Raw genomic sequence first — 19,510 nt, 5'->3', positions numbered from 1 at the left:
ACGATCAAAAATCGTTTTTGGTTTAAAATTCATTAATTTATTTGATTCAATTAGTCGGATTTACTTCTTCTCCCTTACTAATATCTCATCAATCATACCGTATTTAAGAGCTTCGTCAGCTTTCATCCAGTAATCACGGTCACTATCTTCACGAACTTTCTCAATATCGCTACCAGAGTGTTCTGCTATGATTTGATATAATTCATCTTTCAATTTTAATATCTCTCTGGCTGTAATTTCAATATCGCTTGCTTGACCTTGAGCACCGCCCATTGGTTGGTGGATCATAACACGAGAATGTTGTAGACCACTACGCTTTCCTTTTTCACCTGCGCATAAAAGTACTGCACCCATAGAAGCGGCCATACCGGTACAGATAGTAGCAACATCTGGTGTAATGAACTGCATAGTGTCATAAATACCTAAACCTGCATATACACTACCACCTGGTGAGTTAATGTAAATTTGAATATCTTTTTTAGCGTCAACACTTGCTAAAAACAATAATTGAGCTTGAATAATATTGGCTACTTGGTCATTAATACCTGTGCCCATGAAAATGATGCGGTCCATCATTAAACGTGAGTAAACGTCCATTGCAACAATATTCATAGAACGCTCTTCAATAATGTTAGGCGTCATGTTTGTTGGGTACATGCTGCTCATTATAGAGTCGTAGTAAGTGCTGCTAATGCCTTGATCGTTTATAGCGAAATTCTTGAATTCTTTTCCGTAATCCATAAATTGTATGTCTATATTTTAGAGTAAAAAAAGGTGCCGAAAATTTTATTTCCGGCACCGTAAAGATACTTAATTTATTGTTTGGAATTTATCCGTAAACTTCTTTCACGAAATTTTCATAGGTAACTTCCTTTGTCTTAAGGTTTGCCTTTTCTTTGTAAAGATTCAATAATTTTTGACTCATCAATTGTTCTGATAGTCTTTTTACTTCATCTTGGTTACCAAGAACTCTTGCGGCAATACTATCTAATTCTTCTTCTTTAGGATCTAATTGACCAAATTGTGCCATTTGAGAACGAATAAATCCTTTTGAGAATTCTTTCAATTCATCGAACTGAACTTGTAGTTCATTATCGCGAATTATTTTACCTTCAATTAACTGGTAGCGTAATCCTTTTTCAGATTTTGCATACTCTTCAACAGCTTGCTCTTCAGATAATGGCTCTTCACCAGTCATTTGAATCCACTTGGTTAAGAAGCCAGTAGGTAATTCAAATTTTGTATTGTCAATGAAATATTCTGTAACGTCGTTCAATAATTTTTGATCAGACTGTTGCTCAAATTGCTTTTCAGAATCTTCTTTGATACGCTCTTTTAATTCCTTTTCAGTTTTTACACTGTCAGGGCCAAAAAGTTTATCGAACAATTCTTGATTTAATTCAGCAGCTTCTCTTTCGTTAATTTCAGAAATGGTGAAAGTAACTTCGGTATCCAATGCTTCAGCTTTTTGTTTATCAACACCTAAAGCGCTAGATAACATGTGATCTTCAGTGAATAAGCCTTTTGTTTTCAATGTAACAACATCACCAACTTTTTTGCCTTTTAATGCATCTAAAGCTTTTTTACTCTTCAACTTGTCAGTTTCAAGTAAGGTTTTGTTATCAATTTCTTCAGCCTCATTCGTAAATGTACCGCTTACTTCATCATTCTTGCTAACAACATCCTTACTTACAAGTTTACCGTATTGCTTTTGAATACGCTCAACTTGCTCGTCGATCATTTTTTTGTCGGCAACAATTTTATATTGGGTGATAGCTTTTTTAGTTTTCAAAGAAACTTCGAAATCAGGAGCTAATCCTAATTCAAATTCAAAAGCCAATTCATCTTGGTCCCAGTCAAAATTGTCTTGTTGTTTTGGTAAAGGATTACCTAAAACATCTAACTTTTCTTCAGTTAGGTATTTGTTAAGATTGTCTTGCAACAATTTATTTACTTCATCAACCAACACGGCCTTACCATATTGCTTTTTAATAAGACCCATAGGAACTTGGCCTTTTCTAAAACCAGGAATATTAGCTTGCTTCTTATAATCCTTTAAAATGGTGTCTACCTTATCTTGGTAATCTTCTTTCGTGATAGCGACTTTAACTACTGCATTTAAATCGTCTATCTGCTCTTTCGTAATATTCATTCCTTAATATCTATTTGCATGTGTAAAATGGGATGCAAAAATACTATATTTTGCAAAGTCAACCAATTTTTTAAAGTATTGAATTTCAAATCACAAGCAACTACGACTTGTCGTCTTTTAACAGTGTAAAAAAGATTGATTGTAAAAAAGATAGCAAGAGGCTAAAAATCAATGCCCACCAAATATTACCAACGGCAAAACCATCAATAAGTTTATCTGCCAATAAAATAATTATTGCGTTGATGATTAATAGAAATAACCCAAAGGTAATTACGGTTACAGGTAGCGTTAGAATAACCAATATTGGTTTAACCAATAAATTTAAAAGACTTAATACAATAGCTACGATGACAGCGGTCATAAAACCGTCTACCGATACATTTGGTAGTACATTGGCTAAAATGATAACTGCTACTGCGCTTAATAGAATTCTTAAAATTAGTTTCATGGGTTTTGTTTTTAAATTAGTATAGTTATTTATCCTTTATTGAAAAAGGTAATTGATTTTTCAAAAAATTGCTCCGGATTTTCGGCATGCAACCAGTGTCCGGCATTGTCTATGTTTTCTACAGTTGCTTTTGGAAAATGGCGATGTATGACTTCTATGTCATTTTTGGTTACATATTCAGATTTGTCTCCTCTTAAAAATAATGTAGGTCCGTTAAAACTATCTGAACTATTGATGTTGTCTCCGATTTCTTCCATCTTTTCGCTGAGTACATCCAAGTTGAATTTAAAGCATAATTTTTTATCATCATTTCTATATAAATTTTTCAATAGAAATTGACGAATGCCCGCATTTGATATGTGTTGCTTTAATTGTTCGTCGGCATCTTTTCTTGATTTCAAATTTGTGGTATCGATGGCATTTAAACCATTAATGATTTCTTGATGATGCGGCGGATAATATTTTGGTGCAATATCTGCAATAAGCAATTTGTTTACGCGCTCAGGGTATGTACATGCAAATTGCATAGCAGTTTTACCGCCCATAGAATGACCTATTATTGCGGTGCTTTCGATATTATGTGCGTCTAAATAATTCAGAAAATCATTTGCAAGTATATCGTAATTGAAATCTGGTGAATGAAAACTTTTACCGTGATTTCTTTGGTCTATTAGGTGAACACAAAAACCATTTTCTGCATATAAAGTACCTAGTGTTTTCCAATTATCTAACATGCCAAGAAATCCGTGTAAAATACACAAGGGTTTACCTTCTCCTAAAATTACTGAATGTAATATCTGTTTCATTTTAATCTGTGTAAATACATGTTTACTACATTGTCAAGACCTAAGTACAATGCTTCACTAATAAGTGCGTGACCTATAGATACTTCTAGTAAGTTAGGTATATTTTTAGCAAAATATTCAATGTTGTCTAAACTTAAATCATGACCAGCATTTATGCCAATACCCAATTCGTTTGCGCGTTTGGCAGCTTCAACAAATGGTTTTATTGCTTCTTCTTTGTTTTTCGAATAATCGGTTGCGTAGCTTTCGGTATATAATTCAATTCTATCGGTACCAACTGCTTTTGCGCCTTCGATCATTTTTGGGTCTGGATCTACAAATATAGAAGTGCGAATACCGGCATCTTTAAAGGTTTTAATGACATCGGTTAAAAATTCTTTGTTTTTAATGGTGTCCCAACCGGCATTAGAGGTGATTGCATCAACAGAATCGGGTACCAAGGTTACTTGTTCTGGCTTCACTTCTAGTACTAGTTCAATAAATTTGGGAACGGGGTTACCTTCAATATTAAATTCCGTTGTTACCGTTTTCTTTAAATCTCGTGCATCTTGGTATCTAATATGGCGTTCGTCTGGTCTTGGGTGAATAGTGATCCCTTGTGCTCCAAAACCTTCTAAATCTTGAGAAACCTTAAGTAAATCTGGAACATTACCCCCACGGGCATTTCTAAGAGTTGCAATTTTGTTTACGTTAACGCTAAGTTTTGTCATTATGTCTTATTTACCTTTTAAGAGCATCAAAAATACAAATAAGGCACGCCTTTTGATATTATTAATTGTTATTTTGCGTTATATATAGGCCTATGCATATTCAAGAACATATCATTACGAATTTACCGGTATTCGATATAAAGGATACTACTGAAAAAATTCTAGAATTTTTTCAGGATACAACCTATTCCCATATTGCTATTTTGGAGGATGGAAGGTTTTTAGGACTCTTCTCTGAAATAGATGCCGATGGGTTGCAACCAGATGCTAAAATTGAGGAGTTTCGATATGAGCTGCAAAGTTTTTTTGCTCGTAGAGATACTAATTGGTTAGATGTGTTGGAGGTTTTCGCTCGTAATGAAGCTAATCTTCTTCCTGTAATCAATGAGAAAGAAGAAGTTACTGGTTACTATTGTTTAACCGATATTGTTGCTGAATTTATTGACACTCCGTTTTTTACAGATCCTGGTAGTATTTTGGTGGTAGCAAAAGGAGCTAAAGATTACTCGTTTAGTGAAATTGCTCAAATAGTTGAAAGTAATAATGCTAAACTTTACGGTGGTTTTATTACTGATACCCAAAATGATATTATTGAGGTGACATTAAAAATTACAGCTAATAATTACAATAAGGTAGTGCAGACTTTTAGGCGATATAATTATAATATTGTATTTGGAAACAGCGACGATGAGTTTCTTGAAGATTTAAAGAACCGCTCAGATTACTTGGAAAAATACCTTAATGTTTAATATGAAAGTAGCTGTATACGGTCAAACATATCAAGATAATGCTATTGAATATCTCATCGAGTTATTAGATGAGTTAAGTAAGGTGTCTGCCGAAGTTTATATTGAAAAAGATTTTTACGATTTATATAGAGTTAAAAATACCGACCAAACATTTTCAACATTTACAATTGATGAAGGTTTAAATGCCTCTTTTGATATGTTCGTTAGTTTTGGTGGCGATGGTACCATATTAAGGGCTACCACTTTTGTAAAAGATTTAGGTATACCAATTGTTGGTGTAAATACCGGTAGGTTGGGTTTTCTTTCAACCTTTAAAAAAGAAGATGTTAGAAAAGTGGTTCGAGAGTTTAAGCAAGGCGCATATACTGTTGTTGAACGTAGTTTGGTTCAATTGAACACGAAAGAACTTGATGTGGAATTCGGAGATCTTAATTTTGCATTGAACGAAATTACCGTAAGTAGAAAAGATACGACCTCTATGATTACGGTCGAAACATTTTTAAATAACGAATACCTGACTTCTTACTGGGCTGACGGATTGATTATTTCAACCCCAACAGGGTCAACGGGGTATTCATTAAGTTGTGGTGGCCCTGTAATTGTGCCGACAGCAAAGTCATTGGTGTTGACGCCTATTGCACCACATAACTTAAACGCTAGACCTTTGGTAATTTCAGATGATACTGTAATTCGTTTAAAAGTGTCTGGTAGAGAAGAAAATCACTTGGTTTCTTTAGATTCAAGAATAGCATCATTAGAAAATGGTCAAGAGATTACCATTAGTAAAGCTCCCTTTACTATTAAAATGATAGAATATACTTCAGAAAGTTTTTTAAAGACCTTAAGAAATAAGCTTCTTTGGGGCGAGGATAGGCGAAATTGAGCCGACTTTTAAACAATAAATGCCTTTAATCGCTGTTTATCTTTTGAGAACATAAAAATTATTGCGTTTTCATTTTAAATTTAATAACCGCAATAATTGTAAAATCTATTTTATGCGTTACATAACGTTGTTAGTATTGCTTTTTTCACTTTCAGGTTTGCAAGCGCAGACGTATGAAGTGGGTATTTTTGCTGGTGGTGCCAATACAATAAGTGATGTTGGTAAAACAGATTATCTTTTGCCTTCTAATATTGCTTTTGGCGGACTGTTTAAATGGAACATAAGTAAAAGGTATGCGTGGCGAGGTAGTTTAACCTATGGTAAGTTTACTGCAGATGATACAAAATCTAGTTCGACTGCAAGACAGCAAAGGGGCTATGTGGTAGATAATTCTATTTTAGAAGGTTCTGTTGGTTTAGAATTTAACTTTGTAGAATATAATTTGCATAAACTTGGTCCGGCATTTACGCCTTATTTATATACGGGTCTTACCTATTTTAGGTATGATTATCAGTATTTTAATGGTGGTGTGCTACAAGATATTAGTCAAAAAGAAGGAAGTTTTGCAGTACCAATGACTGTTGGTTTTAAATATCGTATCAATCAGTTTCTTATTTTTGGGGGCGAAATTGGTGCTAGGTATACTTTTACAGATAACTTAGACGGTAGTAACCCTGAAGGTTCTAACTTTGAAGAATTTCAATTTGGTAATATTTTTAGTGATGACTGGTATGTATTTTCTGGTTTAACCCTAACGTATACCTTTGGTAGAAAACCTTGTATGGATTGTTTTGAGTAATTTTTAAGATGAGTGATATAAACGATATTGATAAACTGAATGTTCCAAAGCACCTTGCTATTATCATGGATGGTAACGGTAGGTGGGCAAAAGAACGTGGTAAACTAAGAGTTTTTGGTCACGAACATGGTGTAAAAACGGTAAGAATAGTTGTTGAAGAATGCGTTCAATTAAAAATTGACTACCTAACATTATATACTTTTTCTACAGAAAATTGGAACAGACCAAAGATAGAAGTGCAAACACTTATGCGCTTATTGGTGTCTTCATTAAAGAAAGAACTTAAAACTTTTAACAAAAATAACATCCGTTTAAATACTATTGGTAACATAGATGCGCTGCCTTCTAAGGCGTATAGAGAGTTGGTTGAAGTAATGGATCAAACAAAGCAAAACACAGGCATGACGCTGACTTTGGCTTTGAGTTATGGGGCTCGAGAAGAGCTTCAGTCTATGGTGAAAGAGATAAGTGCCAAAGTTAAAAATAATATAATTTCAATTGAAAACATTGACCAAGAAATTATAAATAGCCATCTTTACACGCATGATTTACCAGACGTAGATTTGCTTATCCGTACTAGTGGAGAACATCGGATCAGCAATTTCTTATTATGGCAAATAGCGTATGCAGAGTTATATTTTATTGACGTATATTGGCCTGATTTTAGAGAGCACCACTTGGTGGAGGCCATAAAAAATTACCAGAACAGAGAACGAAGATTTGGAAAAACAAGCGAACAACTCACTTAAAGATATGACCAGGTTCATATCCTTGAACCACTTTTTAACTACACTTTTATTTCTAACTACCTTTATTGCCGCCGCACAGGATGATACCTATGAGGATGGCAAAAGCTATATTTTAGGGGGTATTGACGTTACCGGGCTGCAAAGTTATAACGAGCAGACCGTAAAAACGTATACTGGTTTAAGAGTAGGTCAACCTATTACATTACCAGGAGAACAAATTAGTGAAGTCATTAAAAAACTGTGGGGTCTTGAGCTTTTCAGTGAAATAGACATCTTTATTACCAATATTGAAGAAAACACCGTTTTTCTTGAATTGAACATAATAGAGCGCCCTACGTTGACTAACGTAAAGTTTTATGGTGTTAAAAAAGGTAAGGTAGAAGGCTTAATTAAGGATACTGATCTTAAGAAAGGAAAGAAAATTACCGAAAGTTTAATTTCCAACTCCAAAAATTACATCACTAACAAGTATAAAAAACAAGGCTATTTAAATGCTGATGTTACAATAGCTACTTCAAAAGATACTATTGAGGGTAACACCCGTAATATGGTTGTTAATGTTAATAAAGGTGATAAAGTAAAAATTCGCGATATTATATTTGAAGGTAACGAACAGTTATCTGATAAAAAATTGCGTAAAGCTTTAAAAAGTACCAAGCAGAAAAAATTAGGTCGTTTCTGGAAAAAATCAAAGTACATTCAAGAAGATTACGAAGAAGATCTTAGTTTGTTGGTTGATAAGTTTGCCGAAAACGGATACCGCGATGCTCGTGTAATTTCTGATTCTATTATTAAGATTGATGAAAATAACATTGACTTAAAGATAAAAGTTGAGGAAGGCGATAAGTATTATTTCGGTAATATTGATTTCGTTGGTAACACGGTTTATACGGATCGTCAATTGAATCGAGTTTTAGGTATCAAAAAAGGTGATACTTATAACGGTGTATTATTGCGTGAAAGAATTGCAGATAATTCTAAGCCAGACCCAAGTGATGTAACAAGTTTATATCAAAACAATGGGTATTTATTTTCTACGATTAATCCAGTAGAAATGTCTGCTGCTAACGATACTATTGATTTTGAAATAAGAATTATAGAGGGTAAAGAAACTTTCTTAGATCACGTTACCGTATCTGGTAACGATAAAACTAATGACCACGTTATTTATCGCGAACTACGTACAAGACCAGGTCAAAAGTACAACAAGGCAGATATTATTAGAACTATTCGTGAATTAGGTCAACTTGGTTTTTTCGATGCGGAACAAATTACACCAGATGTCTTAAACGCCAACCCTAATGAGGGTACGGTAGATTTAGCTTGGAATTTGGTAGAGTCTGGTTCTAGTCAAATAGAATTGCAAGGTGGTTATGGTGGCGGTGGTTTCATTGGTACATTAGGGCTATCTTTTAGTAACTTCTCCATTCAGAATTTATTTAATGGTGAAAAGTACAAACCAGTACCAATGGGTGATGGTCAAACTTTCGCCTTGCGTTTACAAGCAAGTCAGACCTATAGAGTATATAGCTTAAACTTTGCTGAGCCTTGGTTAGGTGGTAAAAAGCCAGTGCGTTTTAATTTAAGCATGTCGAGAACTCAACAATTTGCAGCTTCTTATGCTAGTGATGGTGATATAGAAATTGATAAAGATCAGCAATTCTCAATTACCGGTATAACTGCAGGTTTGGCAAAACGTGTACAATGGCCAGATGATTTCTTTACCATATCTCACTCGCTTAGTTACCAACTATATGATTTTAGAAATTATAATATTGGTCTATTTAACTTTGGTGATGGTAAAGCAAACTCTTTGGCGTATACCTTTGGTATTTCTAGAAATTCTCAAGGACCTAGTCGAATATTTCCAATGTCTGGATCTACATTTGAATTGTCAGCTAAATTTACACCACCATGGTCGTTATTCAGTAATAAAGATTTTAGAGAATTAAAGAATAGATCAGAGGAGTTAGAAGATAAAAAGAACTCAGTAGGGGTTACTTCTTTAGAACAAACTGAGTTAGAAGATTTAGATCAGGAACGTTTTAGATTGCTTGAATATTATAAAGTAAAATTTAAAGGAGACTGGTATACTACCTTGGTAGATAAATTGGTATTGAAATCAAATGCTGAATTTGGTTTCTTGGGTAGTTATAATAGCGCTGTAGGTAATGTGCCTTTCGAAAGATTTTATGTTGGTGGTGATGGTCTAGGTAACTTTACCTTAGATGGTAGAGATGTAGTGCAACTTAGAGGTTATGACAACCAATCTATTACGCCATATTCAGAGGGAGCAACTTCGCCAGATGGTGCTTTAATGTATAATAAATTCTCATTGGAGTTACGTTACCCGTTAACATTAAAGCCTTCTGCATCTATTTACGGACTGGCATTTTTAGAGGGTGGTAATGCCTTCAACAATTTTCAAGACTTTAATCCGTTTGAATTAAAACGATCGGCCGGAGTGGGGCTGCGTATCTTTATGCCAGCATTTGGTTTGTTGGGTATTGATTTTGGTTACGGATTCGACGAGGATCTTTTGCCACAATCTGCAGGGCAAGGGCCTAGCGGATGGCAAACACACTTCATTATTGGTCAACAGTTTTAATTTTCATTGAATTATTATAATCGTGCTTAGTGCTAATCCTTTAGTTTTAAAAGATTTAGTAATTTTGGCACGATATTTTCTATAGGATTAAACGACATTAACAATGAGTACAAAAACAAAAGTTCTATTAGTAGTTTCGGTCATCTTCATGACAATACAAGGTTTTGCCCAAAGAGGGGTAAGAATGGCTTACGTAGATATGGAGTACATTTTACAGAATGTAGATGAGTACAGAGAAGCGACTGAGCAGTTAGAAACTAAAGTACAACGTTGGAAGGTAGAAGTTGAGCAGAAGCAAAGTGTTGTGGAGCAGATGAAGAAAGATTTAATGGCTGAGAAAGTGCTATTAACTCCAGAGCTTATTGCTGAACGTGAAGAAGAAATTCAAATTTTGGAACGTGAGATGATCGAGTATCAACAAGATCGTTTCGGACCACAAGGAGATTTAGTATTGCAAAAGAGAAGGTTGATACAGCCTATACAAGATCAAGTGTTCAATGAAGTACAAAAAATTGGCACCAATAAAAAGTATGATTTTATTTTTGATAAATCTGCGGATGTTGTAATGTTGTATTCCGAAAAAAGACACGATATCAGTGATTTAGTGTTGAGAGGTATTGCTAGAACAAGAAAAATTAGCAAACCAGCTAAAAAATCAAATGATCGTAGTAGATTAGATGATTTTGATGACGAAGAGGAAGAAGTTGTAAGTGAAGCATTACAAGAGCGTTTAGACAAAGCTGCTGAAGCGACTGAGACCAGAGCTAAAAGTGCTGCCGATGCGAAAGCAGAACAATTAAAATTGCGAGAAGAGCGAAAGAAAGCGTACGAAGAAAGAAGAAAGAAGTTATTAGAAGAGCGCGAAGCTAAGAAGCAAGAGAAATTAAAAGAGAGAAATAGCGATACCGAAAAAGATGACAATAGCGGTACTATTTAAATAGGTTTAACAACCATAAAAATTAACACTCAATTACAATTAAAATTACACTCATGAAACAAGTAAAAAAAATTGCGGTAGCCTTATTGTTGTTCGTAGCAACGACAAGTTTTGTAAATGCCCAAAGTAAGGTAGCTCATATAGACGTTACTCAATTATTATCTGCAATGCCAGAAATGAAGTCGGCAGAAGCTGAGCTTAAGAAATTACAAGAAACTTACAATGCAGATATTGAAGGTTCAATGACAGAGTTGCGTAACAAGTACACACAGTACCAAAACGAAGCAGCAGCTAAGTCTAAAGAAGAAAACGAAAAAAGAGCAATAGAATTACAAGGTTACGAAAAGAATATTGGTGAAGCTCAACAAAGAGCTCAACAAGAATTCCAAAAGAAACAAGCTGAGTTATTCGCTCCTATTTCTGAAAAAGCTAAAGCGGCAATAGAACAAGTTGCAGCAGCACAAGGATTTGATTATGTTATTGATGCGCAAGCAGGTGGCGGTCTTATCGTTGCAAAAGGTAAAGACCTTTTAGCTGATGTTAAAAAACAATTAGGTTTCTAATAAGAACCATATATTATAAAAGAAAAGCCATCTAATTAGATGGCTTTTTTTATGCTTTTATTTTTCTTTTAATATTTGTCCAGCGTAGGTTTTTGATGAACTTGCCTTCTTCTGCGGTTACTAGGTAAGAGGTGTTATTTCTAGCAGCTTGTATGTAACCGGACATATTGTTCCAGAATGATTTTACAGATTTATTTTTTATTGCCATTTTCATAGAAGCAATAGAGGTAATTACGAATCCATAACGCATGGTGTACATTGCTTTGCCTTGTAACCTTTTTGCTTTTGCATTATATGCTTTACCTGTAGGTCTTAGATGTTTTACTTTGAGTGTGGCATCAGTTTGTATGGTGAAGTTATTAAACCTCGCTAAGAGCTCATCTACCGTATCCCATCCCATTGCGTTCTTCAATCCTCCTATTGCTTTAAAACAAGCTTTAGAATAGGCTTTGATGGCGCCTCTTACATGATCTTTATCCATAGGGTGATTCAATATCCATTCTCCAGCGTTATTTTGCTCATAAATGAATCCGCCACAAATACCTAAATTCTTATTTTTCTTGAAGTGCTGACTAATTGCCTTAAAGTAATTGGGCGGTAAAATGATATCGGCATCTAATTTTACAATAATATCATAATGGTCATCTAATACTTCTAATCCCTTATTAAATGCATTAATGACTTTACTGCCTGGCATATGTTGTGTTGAAGAGGTTGTATTCAACTTTTGAAACAGACTGTTCGCTGTACAGTATTGGTCCATAATGTTTTCTGTGCCGTCAGTAGAATTGTCATTAACTAGAACAACTTTTTTAGGGGATAAGGTTTGTGATAAAATAGAGTCTAAAGTACTTTTTAAAAAAGCCTCTTCGTTGTGTATAGGAATAACTATGTAGTAATCCATATTTAAAATAGTCTCTTATTTTCTGGTAGCGTAAATAATGTAATATCTCGGTGTAAATAAACGTAGAAAAGGTCTGAAGCCTATTTTTTTTACTGGATGGGCCCATTTTTTAGAATCTTGAATTTCCCATCCGGCTTTTTCTAATAGCCAGTCAAATTGCCAATCTTCAAATTCATGATAATGCCTATCCCATTTATCTGTTTTGCTTCTATAGGCAGGAGAAAACCATAATTTCAGAGGTATGCTCGCAACTAATTTAGTAGCCTTGGTATTTGAAAGTAAATTCAATGGAGCTAAAAGATGTTCGAAAATTTCGAAAGCAGTAATGACATCTGTATCGGTATTCGCTACCATACCATAATCGATGTCTAAATCTTCACCTTGGGTGTTCTTTACTGAATAGCCATCTTCTACCATGATTTTGGTAAACGGATTTTCTACACCCAAATCTAATATAGATTCGTTAACGTTTATGTGTTTACGTAAAAAATGAAGTGTGTGTTCGTAACGTTTGTTTGGAAAACTATTTTCGTACATGTTTAGATTCTGTATACCATTGCATTGACGTTCATTCCGGCGCCAACACTAGCAAAGATAACAACATCTCCCTTTTTAATTTCCTGATTTTCTAATTTACCGTCTTTTACAAGGTCAAATAAAGTAGGTATAGTGGCAACAGAGCTGTTGCCTAGCTTTGAAATACTCATAGGCATAATACCTTCGGGCATTTCTTTGCCATATATTTTGTAGAAACGTTTTACTATCGCCTCATCCATTTTTTCATTTGCTTGGTGAATAAATATCTTTTTCACCTCATTAATCTTAATACCGCTATTATCTAGGCATGACGCCATAGCAGATGGTACATTGGTTACTGCAAATTCATAAATTTTTCTACCTAACATTTTTATGTAGTACGCCTTTTTCTCGTCTTCTTTGTTATAAGATTCTCCGAAGAAAAGAAAGTTGGCTTCATCGTTTGCATAGGTTGCAGATTCGTGTCCTAATATTTCACCGCCATCACTAACGTTTTCTAAAATAGCAGCACCTGCACCATCAGAATATATCATAGAATCACGATCATTATCGTCTACAATTCTTGATAAAGTTTCTGCACCAATAACTAAGCATTTTTTGGCAATACCACTTTTGATAAAAGCATTGGCTTGTATCATACCTTCGAGCCAACCTGGGCAGCCAAAAATTAAATCGTAAGCAACACATTTCGGATTCTTTATCTGTAATTGGTGTTTTACTCTAGTGGCTAAACTTGGTAGTGTATCGCCTTGAATATACCCGTCTTTTAAGTCTCCGAAATTATGGGCAACAATGATATAGTCTAATGTTTCTTTGTCTATGTTGGCATTTTCAATTGCCTTTTCGGCAGCGAAAAATGCTAGGTTAGATGTGGTGTATTCTTTGGGAGCATATCGTCTTTCTTCAATACCGGTTATGGCTTTAAATTTCTCTATAATAACCTCGTTATTATGTTTGAAAGAAGTGCCGTCTAAATTTAAAAAATTATGGTTATTAAAATCTGTATTAGAAATTTTTAAATCAGGAATATAGCTTCCTGTTCCCGTAATTGATATGCTCATTTTAATTTTTTGAATTGTGCCCGACAATTTAAGCAAATTATAAAAATATTATATGCATGCATAGTAAATTTTACGATGGTCAAGGCATTTTATTTTAAATACAGGGAATAAAAAAAGCCTTTTCGAAATGTCGAAAAGGCTTTGTATTATGGGTTTGGGGCTGTTATTCAGTTTCCATATACGCTTCGATAGGTGCGCATGTGCAAATTAAATTACGGTCTCCATATGCATCGTCAACTCTACGTACCGATGGCCAAAATTTATTTTCGGCAATGTAAGGTAAAGGAAAAGTTGCTTTTTGTCTTGAGTATGGAAATTGCCAATCATCTGTTGTGGCCATTTCTAAGGTATGCGGAGCATTTTTAAGTACGTTATTTGGCTCATCAGCATTAGATTCATCTATTTCTGCTCGAATAGAAGTCATTGCTTCGCAGAACCTGTCTAACTCAGCTAAATTTTCACTTTCGGTAGGTTCTATCATCACTGTTCCTGCAACAGGAAAAGATACTGTCGGAGCATGAAATCCGTAGTCCATCAATCGTTTTGCAATATCAGTTACCTCAATACCATTTTTCTTGAAAGGTCTACAGTCCAATATCATTTCATGAGCAGCTCTCCCTTTTTCGCCAGTATATAAAACGTCAAATTTACCTTCAAGCTTATGTTTGATATAATTAGCATTAAGAATGGCAATTTTTGTTGATTGGGTAAGACCATACTCACCTAACATTTTAATATATCCGTAAGAAATAAGGCAAACCAATGAGCTACCCCACGGTGCTGCTGAAATTGCTGTAATAGCATCTTCGCCGCCAGTTGTTATTACTGGGTTGCTAGGTAAAAATGGAACCAATTGTGGAGCAACGCATATTGGACCAACACCTGGTCCGCCACCACCATGTGGTATCGCAAAAGTTTTGTGTAAGTTCAAATGACAAACATCTGCACCAATGGTTGCTGGGTTTGTTAAGCCAACTTGTGCATTCATGTTGGCACCGTCCATATAGACTTGACCGCCGTGGTCATGAATTAATTTTGTGATCTGCTTTATAGATGATTCAAATACACCATGTGTAGATGGGTATGTTACCATTAACGCAGCTAAATTGTCTGAATGTAATTTTGCTTTCTCTTCTAGATCTGTAACATCAATATTTCCTTTTTCATCTGTTTTGGTTACCACAACTTTCATACCTGCCATTACTGCAGAAGCCGGATTGGTACCGTGTGCAGATGAAGGAATCAAGCATATGTTTCTTTGAGATTCTCCTCTAGATTCATGATACGCTCTAATAACCATCAAACCTGCATATTCACCTTGTGCACCAGAATTCGGTTGCAAAGAAGTGTCTGCAAAACCAGTAATAACCGAAAGATCTTTTGCTAGTTCTCTTAGAATAGTTTGATATCCTTCTGCTTGGTCGACCGGTACAAATGGGTGGATATTTCCCCAGTTAGATGAGCTTAATGGCAACATTTCACTTGCCGCATTTAATTTCATGGTACAGCTGCCCAAAGAAATCATACTATGATTTAGAGCTAAATCTTTACGTTCCAATTTTTTAATGTAACGCATTAATTCAGTCTCTGAATGATATGAATTAAACACCTTGTTCTCCATGAAAGAACTGCTGCGCTGAATATTGCTTGGTATTGAAGTTGAGCTTAATAAACTTGTGACTTCTGTTGCAGATTTGCCAAGAGCCTCAGCGAATATCCCTATAATCTGATTAAGATCATTTAAAGAAGTAGCTTCATTAACTGCTATTGAAATGGTATCATTATCTACATAGTAGAAATTAACTTCATTTGCTTCTGCAATGGGGCGTACTTTTTTAGCATCTGCTTTTACAGTAATAGTGTCGAAATAAGCTGAGTTAATCTGGTATAGTCCCAAATTTTCAAGAGCGTCAACTAAAGTGACCGCAGTAGCATGAATTTTTGAGGCTATGTATTTTAACCCTTTTGGACCGTGATACACACCGTACATGCCTGCCATTACAGCCAATAAAACCTGTGCTGTACAAATGTTAGATGTTGCTTTGTCTCTTTTTATATGTTGTTCCCTAGTCTGCAAAGCCATTCTTAAAGCAGGCTTGCCATCGGTATCTTTCGTGACACCGATTATTCTACCAGGTATATTTCTTTTAAATTCTTCTTTAGTAGCAAAGAAAGCAGCATGAGGACCACCATAACCTAACGGAATACCGAAACGCTGTGTAGTACCAACAACTACATCTACACCAAAATCTCCAGGAGGAGTCAATAGTACTAAGCTCATGATATCTGCTGCAACAGCCACCTTAATGTCATTTTCCTTTGCTTTAGCTACAAAACCAGCATAATCATAAACTTGTCCGTATTTGCCAGGATATTGCAATAAAGCACCATAAAAATCGGTGTTGAAGTCAAATTCTTCATGGTTGCCGATTACCAATTCGATACCTAAAGGAGTCGAGCGGGTTTTTAAGAGTGATAGTGTTTGAGGTAAAATTTCTTCCGACACAAAGAACTTTACAATATTGTTCTTTTTTTGATCACGGCTTCTTACATCAAAAAGCATGGTCATTGCTTCTGCAGCAGCTGTACTTTCATCTAAAAGAGAAGCATTTGCAAGTTTCATTCCTGTTAAATCTGAAACTATGGTCTGAAAGTTTAATAAAGCTTCTAATCTACCTTGGGCAATTTCAGCTTGATACGGAGTGTAAGCCGTGTACCAACCCGGATTCTCAAGAATGTTTCTTTTGATTACTGACGGGATTAAACTTTCGTGATACCCTAAACCGATATAAGTTCTAAAAACTTTATTTTTTTTAGACAACGCTTCTGTGTGTGCAAGAAACTTATGCTCACTCATTGGTGGATCTAATTTTAGGGGCTCTTTAAGGCGAATATGTTCTGGTATGGTCTCAAAAATAAGCTGTTCCAGATTTTCAACACCTACCGTGTTGAACATGGTATTTAAATCTTCATCCCTAATGCCGATATGGCGTAATGCAAACACGTCAGTCTTCATAGATACTATTGTTATATAATGTGTAAAATTACCACTTTTATGTGTTTTAATTAGTGCTGTAAGCCGTTGATATCTTGAAAGTTTTTAACCAAAACAAGAGGTTATAAACACTTTAACTACTTTTGTTTAATGACCATAATCAAAAAGTTTTTTGATTTTTATCTTGATGCCAGTATTCATGTCGCATTGGCGATATTTAGCTTGGTTCATGTTACTGCGCTGACCTTAAACATAAATGTACCTTTAGAACTCTATTTTTTTATTTTTTTCGGTTCTATTAGCTGTTATAATTTTGTAAAATTCGGAGTAGAGGCAGAGAAGTATATTCTTGTCGCCAATACCTATCAAAAAAATATTCAATTTTTCAGTTTTGGATGTTTGCTCGTTGCTGGGTATCAGTTGTTTTTTCTATCGGAAAGAGTATTTGTAGGTCTCTTTATTCTAGCAGCAATTACCGGACTTTATGCATTGCCTGTTTTGCCAAAGAATAAAAATTTTAGAAGCTTTAGCGGATTGAAGATTTTAATCGTCGCAGCAGTTTGGGCAGGGGCTACAGTGATATTGCCCGCTATTTCTGTTTTAGATGATATTTCTTGGAATGTAAAAGTCGAGGCGCTACAACGTTTTCTGTTTGTGCTGATTTTATTGGTGCCTTTTGAAATCAGAGATTTAAAATACGATAGTACTTCCTTAAAAACTCTGCCGCAAAGGGTAGGGGTGAAGGGTACAAAAATGATTGGGTATAGTTGGGCAATTCTTTTTTATGCTGCCACTTTCTTGAAAACCGATTTAGATACTGCCCACATAACTGTTAAATCAATTCTATTCTTAGTATTAATACTGATGTTATTTAAAACAAAATTAAATCAACAGAAATACTTTTCATCTTTTTGGGTAGAAGCAATTCCGTTATTTTGGTGGTTGCTTTTTATTATAAGTAAGAAGTATTTTATTTCGCTTTAGAAAAAGTTTCTTTCATTTTTTTCTTTTCTTCTTCTGATAGTACAGCAAGTCTAGCTTGATTGCAAAGAGAAGTTAACTTAGTATTGTCTTTACTGTGCTTTGCACAGGTTTTACACATAAGTAAATGAAACTTTAATTTTATTTTATCCCAACCAGAAGCTTCTTCGTATTGGGCTTTATCGCAAATATTTGCTGCCTTTTCACATGAAATCATCATAACTAAAACCAATTTTGATTTAAACAACCCATCAAGCCAGTTCTGGCTCTATGTATCATTACCCAAAGGTTAGACGCATTAATTCCTAAAGCATTACAAATATCTTCAGTTTCCATTCCTTCAATAGTTTTCATGGTAAAAACTTGAGCTTGCTTTTTAGGTAATTTAGAAATGCAATTTTGAATGGCAAGTCCTAGTTCTTCGTTCTCAAGAACGTCATTCTCAAAATTACTATTAGGATCGGCAATGCGTTCTTCTAGCCAATCACCTTCAGCATCGGTCTGTGAGCTGTAACTCATACGAACCTCTGCTTTTCCTTTTTTAGAATTTATTTTACGGTAGTGATCAATGACCTTGCGTTTTAGAATTGCAATTAGCCAAGTTCGCTCTGCCGCATCACCTTTAAAGTTTTTAGCAGACTTTAGCCCAGCTATAAAAGTGTCTTGTACGAGGTCTTTTGCAATTTCTGCATCGCTTACCCTAGTTACGGCGTAGTTAAATAGATAATCTGCATAGAGATCGACCCACTTATCAGGATTTAGGTTGTTTATTTCCATTTTTTATTCTGCACTTCAAAAGTAATTGAATTTTAGCTATTATGTTTACTTTTGACTCTAAACGCTATTATCATGAGAAATATACTATTTTTTCTGCTGCTTCTTATTACTCAGTTTGCTACAAGTCAAATAGAGTCAAAGCCGATTTCTGAGTTTATTACTTTTGATGAATCTATAGAGGTTTTGTTAGATGTAAGAACGCCAGCAGAGTTTGATGCAGGGTGTATAGACGGAGCCGTTAATATTAATTGGCTATCAGATGAATTTAATCAGCAAATACAAGGCATGGATAAAAACAAAAAAATCTTTGTTTACTGTAAAATGGGAGGTAGAAGTTTAAAATCTCAAAAAAGGTTGGTAGAACTTGGTTTTAAGAATGTAGTAAATTTAGAGGGTGGCTATGACGCTTATTCTAGTAAATAATATTGCATAAATTTATTTTTAGACGTTTACAATTCTGCTAAAATTTTTGTCAACTGGTTATCTCTTATAGGTTTGACTATGTAGTCTGATACTTCTTTTATCTTTTTTGTCTTTTCAAAATCTACCAAATCTACAGATGATGAAAGAATATATACGGTTATTTTTTTGGTGGCTTTTGATATTAACTTAATGTATTCATCCATAAACTTGTACCCATCCATTACTGGCATATTTACATCTAAAAAAATAACATCTGGTAATGTGATATTATTGTCAATATTTTTATTGAAAAAGTTCATTGCTTCTGCTCCATCAGTAAATGGCATGATGTTGCTGACAGATTTGTGAGCCTGTAGCGTGTGAAGTATAGTGTATTGAAATACTTCGTCATCATCTATTACGCAAACTTGAATATTATTGTCCATCTT

Annotated in this window: 21 protein-coding genes; 9 read left to right on the top strand and 12 right to left on the bottom strand. The window is 34.8% G+C overall.

Going from position 1 to position 19,510, the window contains the following annotated elements:
• Positions 1-60: 60 nt before the first annotated feature.
• The 5 genes from clpP to ACJJVT_RS13050 all read right to left on the bottom strand — a co-directional run bounded on the left by clpP (position 61) and on the right by ACJJVT_RS13050 (position 4,116).
• The gene (gene clpP, locus ACJJVT_RS13070; protein WP_405399275.1) at positions 61-741 is read right to left on the bottom strand and encodes an ATP-dependent Clp endopeptidase proteolytic subunit ClpP; all 681 of its coding nucleotides are present in this window, start codon (positions 739-741) and stop codon (positions 61-63) included.
• An 88-nt stretch (positions 742-829) separates the two neighbouring features.
• Positions 830-2,152 carry a trigger factor gene (gene tig, locus ACJJVT_RS13065; protein ID WP_405399274.1) on the bottom strand — a complete coding sequence of 441 codons (1,323 nt, stop codon included), beginning with the start codon at positions 2,150-2,152 and terminating at the stop codon, positions 830-832.
• Positions 2,153-2,252: 100 nt separating this feature from the next.
• On the bottom strand, positions 2,253-2,600 hold the full coding sequence (locus ACJJVT_RS13060) for a phage holin family protein (RefSeq protein ID WP_405399273.1): 348 nt from the start codon (positions 2,598-2,600) through the stop codon (positions 2,253-2,255).
• Between the two features lie 29 nt (positions 2,601-2,629).
• Positions 2,630-3,406 carry an alpha/beta fold hydrolase gene (locus ACJJVT_RS13055; RefSeq protein ID WP_405399272.1) on the bottom strand — a complete coding sequence of 259 codons (777 nt, stop codon included), beginning with the start codon at positions 3,404-3,406 and terminating at the stop codon, positions 2,630-2,632.
• A complete protein-coding gene (locus ACJJVT_RS13050; RefSeq protein ID WP_405399270.1) occupies positions 3,403-4,116 on the bottom strand; it encodes a pyridoxine 5'-phosphate synthase in 714 nt (237 codons plus the stop codon). The genes ACJJVT_RS13055 and ACJJVT_RS13050 overlap by 4 nt, the downstream gene beginning before the upstream one ends.
• A 92-nt stretch (positions 4,117-4,208) precedes the next feature.
• Between ACJJVT_RS13050 and ACJJVT_RS13045 the strand changes: the two genes are divergently transcribed.
• The 7 genes from ACJJVT_RS13045 to ACJJVT_RS13015 all read left to right on the top strand — a co-directional run bounded on the left by ACJJVT_RS13045 (position 4,209) and on the right by ACJJVT_RS13015 (position 11,404).
• Positions 4,209-4,865, top strand: coding sequence for a CBS domain-containing protein (locus tag ACJJVT_RS13045; RefSeq protein ID WP_405399267.1), 657 nt, complete (start codon positions 4,209-4,211; stop codon positions 4,863-4,865).
• A 1-nt stretch (position 4,866) separates the two neighbouring features.
• Positions 4,867-5,748 (top strand): NAD kinase, encoded by an 882-nt coding sequence (locus ACJJVT_RS13040; protein ID WP_405399265.1) that lies wholly within the window; start codon positions 4,867-4,869, stop codon positions 5,746-5,748.
• Between the two features lie 112 nt (positions 5,749-5,860).
• Positions 5,861-6,547 (top strand): DUF6089 family protein, encoded by a 687-nt coding sequence (locus ACJJVT_RS13035; RefSeq protein WP_405399264.1) that lies wholly within the window; start codon positions 5,861-5,863, stop codon positions 6,545-6,547.
• A gap of 8 nt (positions 6,548-6,555) precedes the next feature.
• Positions 6,556-7,296, top strand: coding sequence for an isoprenyl transferase (locus ACJJVT_RS13030; protein WP_405399263.1), 741 nt, complete (start codon positions 6,556-6,558; stop codon positions 7,294-7,296).
• 4 nt (positions 7,297-7,300) lie between these two features.
• Positions 7,301-9,904 carry an outer membrane protein assembly factor gene (locus ACJJVT_RS13025; protein WP_405399262.1) on the top strand — a complete coding sequence of 868 codons (2,604 nt, stop codon included), beginning with the start codon at positions 7,301-7,303 and terminating at the stop codon, positions 9,902-9,904.
• 103 nt (positions 9,905-10,007) lie between these two features.
• Positions 10,008-10,841 carry an OmpH family outer membrane protein gene (locus ACJJVT_RS13020; RefSeq protein ID WP_405399260.1) on the top strand — a complete coding sequence of 278 codons (834 nt, stop codon included), beginning with the start codon at positions 10,008-10,010 and terminating at the stop codon, positions 10,839-10,841.
• A gap of 53 nt (positions 10,842-10,894) precedes the next feature.
• Positions 10,895-11,404, top strand: a complete 510-nt coding sequence (locus tag ACJJVT_RS13015; protein ID WP_073242480.1) for an OmpH family outer membrane protein — start codon at positions 10,895-10,897, stop codon at positions 11,402-11,404.
• Positions 11,405-11,453: 49 nt separating this feature from the next.
• Here the strand turns inward: ACJJVT_RS13015 and ACJJVT_RS13010 are convergent, their stop codons facing one another.
• The 4 genes from ACJJVT_RS13010 to gcvP form a co-directional block, all read right to left on the bottom strand.
• Positions 11,454-12,308, bottom strand: coding sequence for a glycosyltransferase (locus tag ACJJVT_RS13010; protein ID WP_405399258.1), 855 nt, complete (start codon positions 12,306-12,308; stop codon positions 11,454-11,456).
• A gap of 15 nt (positions 12,309-12,323) precedes the next feature.
• Positions 12,324-12,845 (bottom strand): methyltransferase, encoded by a 522-nt coding sequence (locus ACJJVT_RS13005; protein WP_405399256.1) that lies wholly within the window; start codon positions 12,843-12,845, stop codon positions 12,324-12,326.
• A 2-nt stretch (positions 12,846-12,847) separates the two neighbouring features.
• Positions 12,848-13,906 (bottom strand): 3-oxoacyl-ACP synthase III family protein, encoded by a 1,059-nt coding sequence (locus ACJJVT_RS13000; RefSeq protein ID WP_405399255.1) that lies wholly within the window; start codon positions 13,904-13,906, stop codon positions 12,848-12,850.
• Between the two features lie 163 nt (positions 13,907-14,069).
• Positions 14,070-16,922, bottom strand: a complete 2,853-nt coding sequence (gcvP, locus tag ACJJVT_RS12995) for an aminomethyl-transferring glycine dehydrogenase (RefSeq protein WP_405399253.1) — start codon at positions 16,920-16,922, stop codon at positions 14,070-14,072.
• A gap of 129 nt (positions 16,923-17,051) precedes the next feature.
• On the opposite strand from gcvP, the gene ACJJVT_RS12990 reads away from it, so the two are divergent.
• The gene (locus ACJJVT_RS12990; RefSeq protein WP_405399251.1) at positions 17,052-17,885 is read left to right on the top strand and encodes a hypothetical protein; all 834 of its coding nucleotides are present in this window, start codon (positions 17,052-17,054) and stop codon (positions 17,883-17,885) included.
• Here the strand turns inward: ACJJVT_RS12990 and ACJJVT_RS12985 are convergent.
• Positions 17,872-18,102, bottom strand: a complete 231-nt coding sequence (locus ACJJVT_RS12985) for a hypothetical protein (RefSeq protein ID WP_324023698.1) — start codon at positions 18,100-18,102, stop codon at positions 17,872-17,874. The two genes, ACJJVT_RS12990 and ACJJVT_RS12985, sit on opposite strands and share 14 nt — an antisense overlap.
• A gap of 2 nt (positions 18,103-18,104) precedes the next feature.
• Positions 18,105-18,659 carry a sigma-70 family RNA polymerase sigma factor gene (locus ACJJVT_RS12980; protein WP_405399249.1) on the bottom strand — a complete coding sequence of 185 codons (555 nt, stop codon included), beginning with the start codon at positions 18,657-18,659 and terminating at the stop codon, positions 18,105-18,107.
• Positions 18,660-18,731: 72 nt separating this feature from the next.
• Between ACJJVT_RS12980 and ACJJVT_RS12975 the strand changes: the two genes are divergently transcribed.
• The gene (locus ACJJVT_RS12975; protein ID WP_405399247.1) at positions 18,732-19,082 is read left to right on the top strand and encodes a rhodanese-like domain-containing protein; all 351 of its coding nucleotides are present in this window, start codon (positions 18,732-18,734) and stop codon (positions 19,080-19,082) included.
• A gap of 26 nt (positions 19,083-19,108) precedes the next feature.
• Here ACJJVT_RS12975 and ACJJVT_RS12970 read toward each other — a convergent pair whose 3' ends face one another.
• Positions 19,109-19,507 (bottom strand): response regulator, encoded by a 399-nt coding sequence (locus ACJJVT_RS12970; RefSeq protein ID WP_405399245.1) that lies wholly within the window; start codon positions 19,505-19,507, stop codon positions 19,109-19,111.
• Positions 19,508-19,510: the final 3 nt, after the last annotated feature.

Source organism: Maribacter sp. Asnod2-G09, from assembly GCF_045063795.1.
Classification (GTDB): Bacteria; Bacteroidota; Bacteroidia; order Flavobacteriales; family Flavobacteriaceae; genus Maribacter.
The sequence above is the reverse complement of the archived record's forward strand: the minus strand, read 5'-3'. Positions and strand labels throughout refer to the sequence as shown.